Origin of the sequence: Streptomyces sp. Tu6071, assembly GCF_000213055.1 — a bacterium.
GTDB lineage: Bacteria > Actinomycetota > Actinomycetes > Streptomycetales > Streptomycetaceae > Streptomyces > Streptomyces evansiae.
Window position 1 is genome coordinate 6,575,221 of the sequence record NZ_CM001165.1, and the last position, 15,838, is coordinate 6,591,058.

Consider the following 15,838-nt stretch of genomic DNA (forward strand, 5'->3'; position numbering starts at 1 on the left):
GGCATCTTGCCGCACCCGCGGCACCGTGGCCGAACCTTTGCGCCGCGCGTTCGCCGCGCGCCCGCCCCCGTGTGTGGGCGCACACCCCACACCATAACGACGAGATAACGCAAGCACTTTGGGGCTATCGGCAAGTGATCTGGGTCACATAATCGTTTGATGGGTATAACCCCGGGAAGCAGCGCCCCCGGAGCGAACCCGACGCGCCGATTGGAACGACTCGGGTCAGCGGACGGAATCCGCAAGCTTCACGGCTCGCCGCGACAGGGGGTGGCGGGCCGCTTTCCGTGCGATCCGAGAGGTGTTTGTGGCAAAGCTACAAGCCGAGAATTTGTTCAAGGTCTTCGGCAGACAAGCCGAGGCCGCCGTCAGCCGGCTGAAGGACGGTGCCGCGCGCGAGGACCTGCGCGCCGAGGGCACCACGGCCGCAGTGATCGATGCCTCGTTCTCCGTGGACGAAGGCCAGATCTTCGTGGTCATGGGCCTCTCCGGGTCCGGGAAGTCCACGCTGCTGCGGATGCTCAACGGGCTCCTGGAGCCCACCGCGGGCCACGTCCGTTTCGACGGGCAGGACCTCACCGAGCTGAGCGCCGCCGGGATGCGCGAGGTGCGCGCGAAGAAGATCAGCATGGTCTTCCAGCACTTCGCGCTCTTCCCGCACCGCAGCGTCCTGGAGAACGCCGCCTACGGCCTCCAGGTGCAGGGCGTGCCGCGCGAGGAGCGCGAGCGCCGCGCCACCGAGGCGCTGGAACTCGCCGGGCTCAAGGGCTGGGAGAAGTCCTGGCCCGACGAGCTGTCCGGCGGTATGCAGCAGCGCGTGGGCCTCGCCCGCGCGCTCGCGACCGACGCCGACCTGCTGCTCATGGACGAGTCCTTCAGCGCGCTGGACCCGCTGATCCGCCGTGACATGCAGGACCAGCTCGTCGAACTCCAGAAGCGCCTGAAGAAGACCATCGTCTTCATCACCCACGACCTCAACGAGGCCATGCGGCTCGGCGACAAGATCGCCGTCATGCGCGACGGCCGCATCGTGCAGACCGGGACGGCGGAGGACATCCTCGTCACCCCGGCCAACGACTACGTTGCCGCCTTCACCCAGGACGTCGACCGCTCGCGCGTGCTCACCGCGGGGGCCATCATGGCCGACGCGGACACGGTGTACGGGAGCACCGCACCCGACGGCAAGGAGTTGCGCGGCCCCGCCGACGTACTCGCCGCCGCGCCCGCCACGGTGCGCGACACCACGCCGATCTTCCAGCTCTTCGGCCCGAGTTCGACCAGCACCGTGCCGGTCGCCGTGACGGACGCGGACGGCTCGCTCGTCGGCGTCGTCCCGCGCGACCGCCTGCTCGCGGTCCTCGGCGAGCCGATGAACCCCCAGGAGCAGGGCGCCACGCTCGCCACGACTCCGGAACAGCGCCACGAGGGCGCCACCGGAAAGGTGAGTGCACGTGCCTAGGCTTCATCTCGGGGACTGGGTCGACTCCATCGTCGACTGGCTCCAGACCAACCTCTCCTGGCTCTTCGACTTCATCGCCACGTGCTCGAAGGGCATGTACGACGGCGTCAACGCCGTGCTCACCGCCCCCGAGCCGCTGCTGCTCGCAGGGATACTCGCGGTCCTCGCGTTCTGGCTGCGCGGGCTCACCGCGGGGGTGCTCTCCTTCGTCGGTTTCGCGCTGATCGATTCCCTCGAACTGTGGGAACCGGCGATGAACAGCTTCGCGCTCGTCATCGTCGCGACCGTGATCGCGCTGGTCATCGGCGTCCCGCTCGGCATCTGGACCGCGAGATCGCAGCGCGCGAGCGCCGTCGTGCGGCCCCTGCTCGACTTCACGCAGACGATGCCCGCCATGGTCTACCTGATCCCGGCGATCTTCTTCTTCGGGCTCGGCGTCCCGGCCGGCATCGTGGCCACGATCATCTTCGGTTTCGCGCCCGCCGTGCGCATGACCGAACTCGGCATCCGGCAGGTCGACGAGGAACTCGTCGAGGCGGCCGACGCCTTCGGCACCACGCCGCGCAAGACGCTCCTCGGCGTCCAGCTCCCGCTGGCCCTGCCGACGATCATGGCCGGTGTCAACCAGGTCATCATGCTCAACCTGTCGATGGTCGTCATCGCGGGCATGGTCGGCGCGGGCGGCCTCGGCGGCTCCGTCTACCAGGCGATCGGCAACGTCGACATCGGGCTCGGCTCCGAGGCCGGTGTCTCCATCGTCGTCCTCGCGATCTTCCTCGACCGCGTCGTCGCGGCCCTCGGCCAGCAGATCTCCCCGCTCGGCCGCCGCGCCGCCGCGCGCGTGCGCGCCATGCAGGGCCTCAAGATCTGGAGCTACCGGCCCCGTCCGACCGTCGCGGTCGTCGGTGTCGTGATCCTCGCCCTCGTCGCGGGCGGCATGGGAGTCTTCGGCGGCTCGGACGACGCGAAGACCGTCGATGCCACCGACGTCGGCAAGGGCAAGACCGTCAGCGTCGGCTACATCCCCTGGGACGAGGGCGTCGCCTCCACCTTCCTGTGGAAGGAGATCCTCGAACAGCGCGGCTTCAAGGTCGACGCCAAGCAGTACGAGGCGGGCTCCCTCTACACCGGCATGGCCAACGGCCAGGTCGACTTCCAGACGGACTCCTGGCTGCCCACGACCCACGCCCAGTACTGGAAGAAGTACGGCGACAAGCTGGAGGACATGGGCGCCTGGTACGGCCCGACCTCGCTGGAGATCGCTGTTCCTTCGTACGTCAAGGGCGTGAAGTCCACGGCGGATCTGAAGGGCAAGGAGTCGGAGTTCAAGAACCGGATCGTCGGTATCGAGCCGAGTGCCGGTGAGATGGGGCTTCTGAAGGACAAGGTCGTGAAGGACTACGGCCTGTCGAAGTACAAGGTGATCGACGGTTCGACGCCGGGGATGCTCGCGGAGCTGGACCGGGCGTACAAGAAGAAGGAACCGATCGCGGTCACCCTGTGGTCGCCGCACTGGGCGTACGACAAGTACGACATGACCAAGCTCAGCGACCCGAAGGGCAGCTGGGGCAAGGGCGACGAGGTCCACACCCTCGCGCGCAAGGGCTTCTCGAAGGACTTCCCCGAGGCCGCGCAGTGGCTGAAGGACTTCAAGCTCAGCGAGAAGCAGCTCAGCAGCCTGGAGAGCGAGATCCAGGACGCGGGCAAGGGCAAGCAGCAGGAAGCCGTCAAGTCCTGGATCAAGAAGAACCCGGGCATCGTCGACAAGCTCGCCCCCGTGCAGAAGACCGACGTCAACGTCGGCAAGGGCAAGACCGTGAACATGGGCTTCATCCCGTGGGACGAGGGCATCGCCTCCTCGTACCTCTGGAAGGAGGTCCTGGAGCGCCGCGGCTTCAAGGTCTCGGCCAAGCAGTACGAGGCCGGAGCGCTCTACACCGGCATGGCCAACGGCCAGGTCGACTTCGAGACCGACTCGTGGCTGCCCAATACGCACAAGCAGTACTGGGACAAGTACGGCGACAGACTGGAGGACATGGGCGCCTGGTACGGCCCGACCTCGCTGGAGATCGCTGTTCCTTCGTACGTCAAGGGCGTGAAGTCCACGGCGGATCTGAAGGGCAAGGAGTCGGAGTTCAAGAACCGGATCGTCGGTATCGAGCCGAGTGCCGGTGAGATGGGGCTTCTGAAGGACAAGGTCGTGAAGGACTACGGCCTGTCGAAGTACAAGGTGATCGACGGTTCGACGCCGGGGATGCTCGCGGAGCTGGACCGGGCGTACAAGAAGAAGGAACCGATCGCGGTCACCCTGTGGTCGCCGCACTGGGCGTACGACAAGTACGACATGACCAAGCTGACCGACCCGAAGGGCAGCTGGGGCAAGGGCGACGAGGTCCACACCCTCGCGCGCAAGGGCTTCTCTGACGACTTCCCCGAGGTCGCCAAGTGGCTCAAGGGCTTCAAGCTCAGCGAGAAGCAGCTCAGCAGCCTGGAGGGCGCCATCCAGGACGCCGGCAAGGGCAAGCAGCAGCAGGCGGTCCAGGGCTGGATCAAGGACAACCCCGGCATCGTCGACAAGCTCGCCCCGGTCAAGGGCGGCTCCTCGGCCTCCGCCGCCGCCGTCGACTTCAAGAACGGCGCGGGCAAGGACGAGCGCGACCGCGCGATCAACGTCGCCTGGTTCCCGTGGGAGGAGGACATCGCCGCCACGTACCTGTGGAAGCACGTCCTCGAGGACCGCGGCTACAAGATGAACCTCAAGCAGTTCGAGGTCGGCCCGATGTACGCCGCGATGTCCCGCAACCAGCTCGACGTCCAGTTCGACGGCTGGTTGCCGTACACCCAGAAGAACTACTGGGACAAGTACGGGAGCAAACTGACGAAGATCGGCGAGTGGTACGCGCCGACCTCGCTGGAGATCGCCGTGCCGAGCTACGTGAAGGACGTCAAGTCCCTCGCCGACCTCAAGGGCAAGGGCGGCACGTTCGACGGGCGCGTCATCGGCATCGAGCCGGGCACCGCGACGATGGACATCCTGAAGAACAAGGTCCTGCCCTCGTACGGCCTCGACAAGGAGTACAAGGTCGTCGACGGCTCGACCCCCGGGATGCTCTCCGAGCTGAAGCGGGCCTACGCGAAGAAGGAGCCGATCGCGGTCATGCTGTGGTCGCCGCACTGGGCGTACAACCAGTACGACCTGACCAAGCTCAAGGACCCCAAGGGCTCCTTCGGCAAGGGCGACCGCATCACCACCGTGGCCTCCAAGCAGTTCCCGAAGCAGTACCCGCAGCTCGCGAAGTGGCTCAAGGACTTCAAGCTGAGCGACAGCCAGCTCTCCGAGCTGGAGAACGAGCTGCACAAGCAGGGAACGGGCCACGAGGACGAGGCCGTCGACAACTGGGTGAAGAAGAACCCGGGCATCGTCGACAAGATGGCGCCGATGTAATCGCGTCGGCTTCGCCTCCGGGAGCGCCGGTGCCGGTGTCGAGTCACCCGACGTGCTCGGCCGACGCTGCTCGGCCCTGCGGGCCTCGGGTGGCGGAGCCCGCTGTCCGGGCTCCGCCACCCCACCGCACGTGGAGTGGTGGGGGAGGCACCTGCCGTGTGCGCGCACGGACACCCGGCAGGGGTCCCGCCGCCGCTCCGCCACCCGGCCGCCGCTTCCGTGCTGAACGGCCGGCGTCCCCACCACCGTGAGGGCGGGACCCATCCCGGGGTCCCGCCCTCACGGGCGTTCCGGCGAGGGCCGACTCCCGCACTCGGCTCCCCTCGCGCGCCCCGACTGCGTAGGCTGCTCACATGCCCCGGTGGACGGGGCCCGCAGGAGGGAGCGGCAGCGATGGACGAGAAGGAAGCCCCGAGGGTCGGCAACGCCGTCCGCCGTCGCCGGCGCGCCCTCGAACTCACGCTCGCCACCGTGGCCCGCCGCTCGGGTCTCTCGGTGCCCTTCCTCAGCCAGATCGAGAACGAACGCGCCCGCCCCTCCACCCGCTCCCTGAGCGCCGTCGCGCACGCGCTGGAGACGACCGTCGACGAGCTGTTCGCCGCCGCCGACCCCGCGCACACCGTGGACGTCGTCCGCAGCGACGACGAGGACACCGCACTGATGGCCCCGGCCCCCGGCGTGCGCTCGCTCGTGCGGGGCCAGCACCAGCTCCAGGCCATGGAGTACTGCGGCGACCACGACTCGGGCCGCGAGTTCCAGTACCGCAACGACTCGCTGCTCTACGTCGCCGACGGCGCGGTCACCGCCGAGGCCGAGGGCCGCGTCCACCAGCTCTGCGCCGGGGACACGCTCTACCTCAGCGGCGGGGTGCGGCACAGGTGGCGGGCCACCGAACCCGACACGCGGCTCCTCGTCGTCGCGGTCGGCGACCACATCGAGGCGGGCGAGGCACCGCCCCGGTAAGGGCGCCGTCAGGCCGCCGCGGCGGGCCGCGCGCCCAGCTCCCGTACCGCGCCGAAGGCCGCCGCGCACCACGCGAACAGCAGGAAGACGTAGACCGCCGCGGCGAGCCAGCGGTATGCCGCGAGGCCCGTGTGGGCGGCGAGCTGGGTCGGGCCCGTGACGCACGTGCCGACGGGGAAGGTGAACGCCCACCACGTCGACGAGGGGCGCAGGTCCTGGGCGAGGGCGCGGGCCACGAGCGCGGCGGCGATGAGCAGCCACAGCAGCGCGAAGCCCATCACGGGCACCCCGTACACGATCGAGAAGACCCGCAGGCCCTCCGCGGTGCCGTCGGGGAGCACCCCGCGTGCCGCCTCCGCGATCGCGCCCGTCGCCGTCGTGGACTGGCCGAGCGGACCGAGGACGAGGAAGAGCGAGGGCGCGAGCCGCGTCGGCCAGCCCCCGCCCGTCAGCAGCCGCGCCCCGACGAGCGGGAGCACGACGAGGACCGCGAGCAGCGAGGTGCCGAAGAGGGCCAGACACGCGTACACGAGCGTCTCGCGGGCCTGCCCGGCGGGAAGCTCGGCTACCAGCCCGGGACCCACGGAGGCCGCGACCATCGGCGCGACGAGCGGCAGCAGCCACACCGGCGAGACGTCCGCGAAGCGCGCCCGCGCGTGCACGATCATCAGCACCGGAATCCCCGCCGCGACGACGACGGCGAGTACCGCCCCGATCGCGAAGAGCACCTCGGCGAGGCGCAGCGCCGCGCCGCGCCCGAGCACGTCGGGGCCGACCCGCTGCGTCGCGGCCGACAGCGCGAGGAACGCCATCGCGAGACAGCCGTAGAACGGGGCGACGGCGGGGGAGCGCAGGTGCGCCCGCGCCTGGTCGCGGTGGTGCGCCCAATGCGCGCCGCGCGCCACGAGCACGGCGAGCAGCGCGAGCGCGGCGAGCGCCCACAGCGCCGTGCACAGCCCGCGCAGCCCCCCGACGTGCTGCGGCAGGCCGCTGCCCGCCGTCGCGAGCATCGCCGTGCCCATCACCGCCGCGTAGTGGTTCGGCCCGAAACCGCGCAGGCGCGAGACGGGAGCGGGTGCGGAAGCGGCCGGGGACGGGGCCACGGCGAGGGATGGGAGGCTCATACATCCATTTTGTCCGCGGCGTCAGGGCCCTCACCAGGGACGATGTGGCTATGAGGACATAAGGTGGGCTTATGAGCCGGGAGAACGGGCGCGTGGCGGACGGTGGTTCGGGTGACGGGTGGGGCGAAGGGCCGGGACGGGGCGTGAGCGGAATCACGGGCGGCACGCTCGCGGGCGGCTGCCCCGGAGGCGGCTCGCTCGCGCGGCGCGTCCCGGACCTCGGGCTGCTCGAAGTGCTGCTGGCCGTGGACCGGCTCGGGAGCCTCGGGCGGGCGGCGAGGGAACTCGGCATCACCCAGCCCGCCGCCTCGGGGCGGGTGCGGAGTCTGGAACGACAGCTCGGCGTCGGGCTCGTCGCGCGCTCCCCGCGCGGCTCGCGGCTCACGCCGACGGGTCTGCTCGTGGCGGGCTGGGCGCGCCGCGTCACCGAGGCGGCGGAAGCCTTCGACGCGGGGGCGCGGGCGCTGCGCGGGCGCCGGGACTCGCGGCTGCGGGTCGCCGCGAGCATGACGATCGGGGAGTACCTGCTGCCCGGCTGGCTCGTCGCCCTGCGCGCGGTGCGCCCGGACACGGCGGTGTCGCTGCGGGCGGGCAGTACGCGCATGGTCGTGGAGGGGCTGCTCGACGGCGAGGCCGACCTCGGTTTCGTGGAGGGGCTCGGCGTCCCGGCCGGTACGGACGGCGCCGTCATCGCCCGCGACCGGCTGCTCGTGCTCGTGCGCCCCGGGCATCCGTGGACCGCGCTCACCGGCGGCCTCGACCCCGCGCTCCTCGCCACGACGCCGCTGATCCTGCGCGAGGAGGGCTCGGGCACGCGCGAGGTCCTGGACGCCGCGCTGGCTCCGTACGACGGGCCCGAGCGCCCCCTGCTCGAACTGTCCTCGACGACCGCGCTGAAGTCGGCGGCGCTGAGCGGTGTGGGCCCGGCGGTGCTGAGCGAGCTGGTCGTGGGGGAGGAGGTGGCCGCGGGCACGCTGGTCCCGGTCCCCGTGCGCGGGGTGGGGCTCGGACGTGTGCTGCGGGCGGTGTGGCGGCGCGGCGAGCGGCCCTCGGGGGCGGCGCGGGACCTGCTGTCGCTGACGCGGGGGAACGGATAGGGGACGAGGCGCGGAGGGTCCGGTCGCTCGGGCGGCTCGGGCGGCCCGGACGGTGAGGCCCGCAGGGCGGCCCGCACGGTGAGGCCCGCCGGGGCCTCTCAGACCGTGAGGCCCGCCGGGGTCGCCGCCGCCCGGATCAGGGCCTCGGTCACCCGCAGGTCCGCGTGGTCCATCTCCGGGTGCCACTGGACGCCCAGGGTCCAGGCGGGGCCCGGGAGTTCGACGGCCTCGATCGTGCCGTCCCCGGACTCGGCGCCCACCACGAGGCCCGTGCCGAGGCGGTCGACGCACTGGTGGTGGTGGGTCGCGACCCGGACGGGCTCGGGGACGAGCTCCGCGTACCGGGTGCCGGGGCGGGGGTGGACGGGGTGGGTGCCGAAGACGCCCCGGCCGCCCTCGTGGCCCGTCATGTGCTGGCGCAGGGTGCCGCCGAGCGCCACGTTCAGGAGCTGCATCCCCCGGCAGATGCCGAGCAGCGGGGTCCCGCTCGCCAGCGCCGCCGCGACGAGCGCCAGCTCCCATGCGTCCCGCTCGGGCGCGGGCGGCCCGCACTCCGGCTCGCGCGCGGCGCCGTACCGCGCCGGGTCCACGTCCGCGCCCCCCGCGAGGACGAGCCCGTCGAGCCGTGCGACGAGCCCCGCCGCGCGCGCGGGCGCGTCCGGCGGGAGCAGCACGGCGGTGCCGCCCGCCTTCCGTACGAGCGCGGGGTACTGCGCCGGCAGCAGCGCGGCCGGGAGCGTCCACTCGCCCCAGCGCGCCTCCGCCTCCCAGTACGTGCTGATCCCGATGACGGGCTCCGCGCCCCACGCCGCCTCGGACACCCCGGACCACCTCTCCTCACCACGCGCCACCGTGCCTGGCTCCAAAGGTACGGTCCCATACCTTTGTGTCGCCCGGGTTTCCCCCGCCCGGGGCCGTGCTCAGGACAGGAAGCCCCGCAGCAGCGCCGCCGTGCCCGCGCAGTGCTCCCGCATCCGCTCGCGCGCCCCGTCCGCGTCGCCCGCGAGAATCGCGCGGGCGAGCGCGGTGTGCTGTGCCTGGGAGTGCTCCAGACCGCGCACGAGGAGCGGGATGCGGTCGAGCAGCTCGTTGACCGCCGCGCGCACCGAGGCGTACGAGGCGGCGAGCGAGGCGGACCCGGTGCGCTCGGCGAGGCCCAGGTGGAGCAGCGTGTCCTCGCGCCGGTAGGCCGCGACGGGCTCCAGCGGGGCGCTGTCGAGCGCGGCGAGGCTCGCCGAGAGCCACGCCCGCAGCGCGGGCCCGTGCTCCGGGTCGACGGCCCGCCGCGCGCACAGCTCGGCGGCCCCCGTCTCCAGGACCTCGCGGTGCGCGAGCACGTCCTCCAGGTCCACGCCCGCGCTCCGGGGCGCGCGCGCCCCGGCCCGTACGAACGTGCCTCCGTACCGCCCCCGCCGGGAATCGACCAGGCCCTCGGTGTGCAGGACGGAGACGACTTCCCGCAGCGTCGCCCGGCTCACCCCCAGCCGGGCCGCCAGCTCCCGCTCCGGCGGCAGCCGTTCGCCCGGCGCGACGAGGCCGAGGCGCAGTACCTGGAGGACCTGCTCCAGGGCCTCCTCGAAGCCGTTGCCGCCGCGCACGGGCCGCAGGACCCGGCCGAGACCGCCGTCCCGCTCGTCTTCCGTCCAGCCGGACACGGCCCCGCCCTCTTCCGTCCCAAAGGTCCCCGGCCCTACCTTAAGGTTCCCGGCTCACCCAAGGAGACCCCCGTGGCGGACCGCACCACCTCCCCCCGTACCGCTCCCCTCGGCGTCGAGGCGCTGACCGCGCAGGTGAGGGCGGGCGAGGTGGACACGGTCGTGCTCGCCTTCCCCGACATGCAGGGCCGCCTCCAGGGCAAGCGCTTCGCCGCCCCCTTCTTCCTCGACGAGGTGCTGCCGCACGGCACCGAGGGCTGCGACTACCTCCTCGCCGTCGATGTCGAGATGAACACCGTGGACGGCTACGCGAGTTCGTCGTGGGAGAGCGGGTACGGCGACTTCGCGCTCGCCCCGGACCTCGCGACGCTGCGCCGCATCCCCTGGCACCCCGGTACCGCGCTCCTCCTCGGCGACCTCGCCACGACCGACGGTGCTCCCGTCACCGTCGCCCCCCGCCAGATCCTGCGCCGCCAGCTCGACCGCCTCGCCGAGCGCGGGCTCACCGCGCGGGCGGGCACCGAGCTGGAGTTCATCGTCTTCAACGACACCTACGAAGAGGCGTGGGACCGGGGCTACCGGGGGCTGACCCCGGCGAACCAGTACAACATCGACTACTCGGTGCTCGGCACGGGGCGCATCGAGCCGCTCCTGCGCCGCATCCGCAACGAGATGGCGGGCGCCGGGCTGACCGTCGAGTCGGCGAAGGGCGAGTGCAATCCGGGCCAGCACGAGATCGTCTTCCGCTACGACGACGCGCTCACGACGTGCGACCAGCACGTGCTCTACAAGACCGGCGCCAAGGAGATCGCCGCGCAGGAGGGGCGCGCGCTCACCTTCATGGCGAAGTTCAACGAGCGCGAGGGCAACTCCTGCCACATCCACCTCTCCCTCGCGGGCGCCGACGGCACGTCCGCGATGCCGGGCGAGGGGCCGCTCGGCATGTCGCCGCTCATGCGGCACTTCCTCGCGGGACAGCTCGCCGCGCTGCGCGAACTCACCCTCCTGTACGCGCCCACCGTCAACGCCTACAAGCGGTTCCGCCCGGGTTCCTTCGCGCCGACCGCCGTCGCCTGGGGCCCCGACAACCGCACGTGCGCCTTCCGCGTCGTCGGCCACGGGCAGGGGCTGCGCTTCGAGAACCGGCTCCCCGGCGGCGACGTCAACCCGTACCTCGCCGTCGCCGCGATGATCGGCGCGGGACTGTACGGCGTCGAGCGGGAACTCGAACTCCCGGAGCCCTGCACGGGCAACGCCTACGAGGCCGGGTACCCGCACGTCCCCGCGACCCTCCACGAGTCCGCCGCGCTGTGGCGGGACAGCGCCCTCGCCCGCGAGATCTTCGGCGAGGACGTCGTCGCCCACTACGCCAACATGGCCCGCGTCGAACTCGACGCCTTCGACGCGGCCGTCACCGACTGGGAACTCCGCCGCTCCTTCGAACGGCTCTGAGCGGTAGGCCGGTACGGGCCGGGGCCGCCCCGCGCCCCGTCCTCGTACCGCCCGCCCCGCCGTCCCCGTACCACCGCACCCCGCCGAGCCCCGCGAGGACCCCGCCATGCCCGAAGCCCCCGCCGACCTCCCCGTCCTCAACCCCGCCACCGAGGAACTCCTCGCCACCGTCCACGCCGCCACCCCCGAGGAGGTCGACCGCGCCGTGCGCCGCGCGAGCGCCGCGCAGCACCGCTGGGCCGCCCTCGCCCCCGCCGACCGCGCCCGCCTCCTGCGCCGCTTCGCCGCCGCCGTGGACACGCACGTCGAGGAACTGGCCCGCCTGGAGGTCGCCGAGGCCGGGCACACGCTCGGCAACGCCCGCTGGGAGGCGGGCAACGTGCGCGACCTCCTGGAGTACGCCGCCGGGGGAGTGGAGCGCCTGACGGGACGGCAGATCCCCGTCGCGGGCGGCATCGACGTGACGTTCCTCGAACCCCTCGGCGTCGTCGCCGTCATCGCCCCCTGGAACTTCCCGCTGCCCATCGCGGGCTGGGGCAGCGCCCCCGCGCTCGCCGCCGGGAACGCCGTGATCCTCAAGCCCGCCGAGACCACCCCGCTCACCGCCCTGCGCCTCGCGGAACTCGCCCTGGAGGCCGGGCTGCCCGACGGCCTCTTCCAGGTCCTGCCGGGCACGGGACCCGGCGCGGGCGAGGACCTGGTGCGGCACCCGGGCGTGCGCAAGGTCGTCTTCACCGGCTCGGCCCGGACCGGCAAACGCGTCATGGCGCTCTGCGCGGAGCAGGTCAAGCCGGTGACGCTCGAACTCGGCGGCAAGAGCCCCAACCTCGTCTTCGCCGACGCCGACCTCGCGGCGGCAGCGGCGTCCGCGCCCATGTCCTTCCTCGACAACGCGGGCCAGGACTGCTGCGCCCGCACCCGCGTCCTCGTCGAACGACCGGTGTACGACGAGTTCCTCGCCCTCGTCGAACCGGCCCTGCGCGCCGTCGTCGTCGGCGACCCGGCCGACCCCGGCACGCAGATGGGCCCGCTCATCTCGGCGCGGCAGCGCGAGCGCGTCGACTCCTACGTGGGACCCGATCTCGACCTCGTCCGGGGGAGCGCGCCCGAGGGGCCGGGCTTCTGGTACCCGCCGACACTCGTCCTCGGCGCGCGCCCCGAGGACCCCGTGGCGGTCGAGGAGGTCTTCGGGCCCGTCGCCGTCGTGCTGCCCTTCGACGGCGAGGAGGAGGGCGTGCGGCTCGCGAACGCGACCCCGTACGGCCTCTCGGGCTCCGTGTGGACCCGCGACGGGGCCCGCGCGCTGCGCGTCGCGCGCGGCATCGCGGCGGGGAACCTCTCCGTCAACTCGCACAGCAGCGTCCGCTACCACACCCCCTTCGGCGGCTACGGCGAATCCGGGCTCGGGCGGGAACTGGGCCCCGACGCGCTCGTCGCCTTCACCGAGACCAAGAACGTCTTCATCAGCACGGAAGGCTGAGGACACCCATGAGCGAACAGCACGACACGCCCCCCGCCGCCGACACCCCGGTCTGCCGCCGCCTCGTCGGCCGCACCGCCGTCGTCACGGGCGCGGGCAGCGGCATCGGCCTCGCGACCGCGCGCAGGCTCGCCTCCGAGGGCGCCCACGTCGTGTGCGCGGACCTCGACGAGGAGACGGGCAAGGCGGTCGCCGAAGAGGTCGGCGGCCTCTTCCGCCGTACGGACGTCACCGTCCCCGAGGACGTCACCGCCCTCTTCAAGACGGCCTTCGACACGTACGGCAGCGTCGACGTCTCCTTCCACAACGCGGGGATCTCGCCGCCCGAGGACGACTCGATCCTCACGACGGGCCTCGACGCCTGGCGCCGCGTCCAGGAGGTCAACCTCACCTCCGTCTACCTGTGCTGCCAGGCCGTCCTGCCCTACATGCGCCAGCAGCGGCGCGGCTCCATCATCAACACCGCCTCCTTCGTCGCCCGCATGGGCGCGGCGACGAGCCAGATCTCCTACACCGCCTCCAAGGGCGGCGTCCTCGCCCTGTCCCGCGAACTCGGCGTGCAGTTCGCGCGCGAGGGCATCCGCGTCAACGCCCTGTGCCCCGGCCCCGTGAACACCCCGCTGCTGCGCGAACTCTTCGCCAAGGACCCCGAGCGCGCCGCGCGCCGCCTCGTGCACATCCCCGTCGGCCGCTTCGCCGAGGCCACCGAGATCGCCGCCGCCGTCGCCTTCCTCGCCAGCGACGACTCCTCCTTCGTCAACGCCGCCGACTTCCTCGTGGACGGCGGAATCTCCGGCGCGTACGTAACTCCCCTGTGAACCAGGGATGTACGGTGCATGACATCCGGGGCCGCCCCCTCCCGTGTCCCGTGGCCGCGGGACGGCGGCGGCCCCGCGCTCCGCCCTGCCGTCGGACAGATCGGACCCCCCATGCGCCGCACCACCCCCCTGCTCGCCTCGCTCGGCCTCGCCGCCGCCGCGCTGCTCGGCACCTCCGTCCCCGCCGGGGCCCACTCCCCGGCACCTCGCACGCACTGCCCCCAGCTCAGCAAGAAGCTCCCCTGGTACGGCCACAACAGGGCCGCCCTCCAGCGCGTCGTCGACGAGCGCGGCACCTGCGCCCACCCGGCCCTCGCGAGCGAGCACTACGGAGGACCGCGCCCCGTCGCCGCCTTCGACTGGGACAACACCATCTCCAAGAACGACATCACGGACGCGACGATCGCCTGGTCCCTGCGGCACGACAAGATCCTGCGCCCGCGCGACTGGAAGGACACGAGCGCCTGGCTCACGGACGAGGCCGCCGCCGCGCTCACCGAGGCGTGCGGCACCGACGTCCCCGCGGGCGCCCCGCTGCCCACCTCCGAGCGGACCGAGTGCGCCGACGAGATCTTCGAGATCCGCAGCGCGGCCCGCACCATGGGCGGCGCCGAAGCCTTCGCGGGCACCTGGAACCACCGCCGCACCGTCCCCGAGTACGCCTGGGTCCCCCAGCTCTTCGCCGGGCACACCCCCGCCGAACTCACCGACTACACGCGCCGCGCCCGCGCCGAGGCCCTCGCCGCCCCCGTCGGCGCCACACAGCGGGTCGGCACCCACACCATCCCGGGCTACGTGCGCTACTACGCGCAGCAGCGCGACCTCGTCGCCACCCTCCAGCGTGCCGGTTTCGACGTCTACATCGTCTCGGCGGGCTCCGAGCCCGTCACCGAGGTGTGGTCGGCGGGCATCGGCATCGACAAGAAGCACACCATCGCCATCCGCAGTCTCCTCGACCGGCGCGGTCGCATCACGACGGTCAACGAGGGCTGCGGCGGCGAACCCGCCTCCAAGGGCGCCGACATCCCCTACATCGACGGCAAGCGCTGCTGGATCAACCAGGAGATCTTCGGCGTCAAGGGCCCCCGCGCCTGGCAGCGCCAGGACTTCGCGCACCGCATCGCGATCGGTGGCGGCGACGCCGACACCGACGTCACCTTCGTCGGCGACGCGACGGGCGCGCACCTCGTGCTCAACCGCAACAAGAACGAGATCATGTGCCGCGCCTACGACAACGAGGACGGCCGCTGGCTCGTCAACCCGATGTTCATCGAGCCACTGCCCCGCAAGAAGGACGCCTACCCCTGCGCGACGACCGCGCGCACCGAGGAGGACGGCAGCCTCGGACCGGCGCGGCGCGACGACGGCTCGGTCATCCCCGACCAGCACGACAGCGCTTTCGGCGGGGCCTGACGGCCCGTGACACCCGGAGCCGGGAGCCCCGGTTCCGGAGGTGACGGAGGGGCGCGTGGCGGTGCCGCGCGCTCCTGTCCGCGGGAACCGGCGCGGCGACCGGGTGAGTTCACCCGGCCGAACGGGCGAAACGTCCTAAAGTTGCCGCCATGGAGACGCCCCCCGCCCGGCCGGGCTGGTACCCCGACCCCCACGGCACCCACGGCGAACGCTGGTGGGACGGCGCCACATGGACCCCCGAGGTCCGTGCGCCCGGCTCCTCCTGGTTCGTGCCCGGGGGCCGGGGCAGGCCCCCGGGCCGCGCGATGTTCCTCGCCCTCGTCCTCGGCGGCGCCGTCCTCCTCGCCGGGCTCGTCGTCGGCATCGCCGCGCTCAGCACCCGCGACGACCCCCTCGTCCGCGTCACCGACTCGGCGGACGGCGAACGGGGGAGCACGGCCCCCGCCGACCGGGACGGCGCGGGCGCGACGCTCCACGGCGTCGTCGTACCCGTGCCCGAGGGCTGGCGCACCGAAGGGCGCGCACTCGTCACGGGCCGCCCCCACCGCTGCCGCGACGACGGCGGCTGCACCCCGGGCCGTATCACCGTCACCGCCGTCCCCGGCCGGCCCGGCGCGGCGCGCGCCCGCGCCGAGCGCGACAACGAGGCGGCGGCCGAGGCGGCCTACCCCGGCGCGAGCCACCGCCTCGCCGCGGCGGGCCCCGTCGAGGCTGCGGGCCGCGAGGGCTGGCTCGTGCGCCGCCGGTGCGAGCCCCGCGAGGGCGCGGGCGGCTACGTCCAGTCCCTCGTCTTCCCCGCGCCCCACGAGCCCGGCACGCTGCTCGTCGTACGGGCCCGGCTCGACGCCGACGCGGACCCGGCGGGACCCGCGCTGCTCGACGAGACGGCGGAGGGCATCAGAGCGGCGAACTGAACCGGACCCGGCGGCGGT

Annotated in this window: 12 protein-coding genes; 9 read left to right on the forward strand and 3 right to left on the reverse strand. The window is 72.8% G+C overall.

Annotation, left to right across the window (positions count from 1 at the left end):
* The first annotated feature begins 307 nt into the window (after positions 1-307).
* The 3 genes from STTU_RS27850 to STTU_RS27860 all read left to right on the forward strand — a co-directional run bounded on the left by STTU_RS27850 (position 308) and on the right by STTU_RS27860 (position 5,867).
* Positions 308-1,459: a quaternary amine ABC transporter ATP-binding protein gene (locus tag STTU_RS27850; RefSeq protein ID WP_029396821.1), complete on the forward strand. Its 1,152-nt coding sequence runs from the start codon at positions 308-310 to the stop codon at positions 1,457-1,459.
* Positions 1,452-4,904, forward strand: coding sequence for an ABC transporter permease/substrate binding protein (locus STTU_RS27855; protein WP_043257800.1), 3,453 nt, complete (start codon positions 1,452-1,454; stop codon positions 4,902-4,904). Before STTU_RS27850 ends, STTU_RS27855 begins: the two co-directional genes overlap by 8 nt.
* 393 nt (positions 4,905-5,297) lie before the next feature.
* The gene (locus tag STTU_RS27860; RefSeq protein WP_009063628.1) at positions 5,298-5,867 is read left to right on the forward strand and encodes a helix-turn-helix domain-containing protein; all 570 of its coding nucleotides are present in this window, start codon (positions 5,298-5,300) and stop codon (positions 5,865-5,867) included.
* Between the two features lie 8 nt (positions 5,868-5,875).
* Here STTU_RS27860 and STTU_RS27865 read toward each other — a convergent pair whose 3' ends face one another.
* Positions 5,876-6,991 carry a TDT family transporter gene (locus STTU_RS27865; protein WP_043256549.1) on the reverse strand — a complete coding sequence of 372 codons (1,116 nt, stop codon included), beginning with the start codon at positions 6,989-6,991 and terminating at the stop codon, positions 5,876-5,878.
* Between the two features lie 71 nt (positions 6,992-7,062).
* Here STTU_RS27865 and STTU_RS27870 point away from each other — a divergent pair, with 71 nt between their 5' ends.
* Positions 7,063-8,088, forward strand: a complete 1,026-nt coding sequence (locus tag STTU_RS27870; protein WP_007829055.1) for a LysR family transcriptional regulator — start codon at positions 7,063-7,065, stop codon at positions 8,086-8,088.
* A 98-nt stretch (positions 8,089-8,186) separates the two neighbouring features.
* On the opposite strand, the gene STTU_RS27875 is transcribed toward STTU_RS27870, so the two are convergent.
* Positions 8,187-8,909, reverse strand: coding sequence for a gamma-glutamyl-gamma-aminobutyrate hydrolase family protein (locus STTU_RS27875; RefSeq protein ID WP_010278020.1), 723 nt, complete (start codon positions 8,907-8,909; stop codon positions 8,187-8,189).
* 99 nt (positions 8,910-9,008) lie between these two features.
* Positions 9,009-9,743, reverse strand: coding sequence for a FadR/GntR family transcriptional regulator (locus STTU_RS27880; RefSeq protein ID WP_007829059.1), 735 nt, complete (start codon positions 9,741-9,743; stop codon positions 9,009-9,011).
* Between the two features lie 72 nt (positions 9,744-9,815).
* Between STTU_RS27880 and STTU_RS27885 the strand changes: the two genes are divergently transcribed.
* The 5 genes from STTU_RS27885 (at position 9,816) to STTU_RS27905 (ending at position 15,820) form a co-directional block, all read left to right on the forward strand.
* Positions 9,816-11,195 carry a glutamine synthetase family protein gene (locus STTU_RS27885; RefSeq protein ID WP_007829061.1) on the forward strand — a complete coding sequence of 460 codons (1,380 nt, stop codon included), beginning with the start codon at positions 9,816-9,818 and terminating at the stop codon, positions 11,193-11,195.
* 106 nt (positions 11,196-11,301) lie between these two features.
* Positions 11,302-12,675 (forward strand): aldehyde dehydrogenase family protein, encoded by a 1,374-nt coding sequence (locus STTU_RS27890; RefSeq protein WP_007829063.1) that lies wholly within the window; start codon positions 11,302-11,304, stop codon positions 12,673-12,675.
* An 8-nt stretch (positions 12,676-12,683) separates the two neighbouring features.
* Entirely contained in the window at positions 12,684-13,493 is an 810-nt protein-coding gene (locus STTU_RS27895) for a 3-oxoacyl-ACP reductase (protein WP_007829065.1), read from the forward strand.
* 111 nt (positions 13,494-13,604) lie between these two features.
* Entirely contained in the window at positions 13,605-14,906 is a 1,302-nt protein-coding gene (locus STTU_RS27900; RefSeq protein ID WP_007829068.1) for a hypothetical protein, read from the forward strand.
* 149 nt (positions 14,907-15,055) lie between these two features.
* Positions 15,056-15,820: a DUF2510 domain-containing protein gene (locus STTU_RS27905; RefSeq protein WP_007829070.1), complete on the forward strand. Its 765-nt coding sequence runs from the start codon at positions 15,056-15,058 to the stop codon at positions 15,818-15,820.
* Positions 15,821-15,838 lie beyond the last annotated feature (18 nt).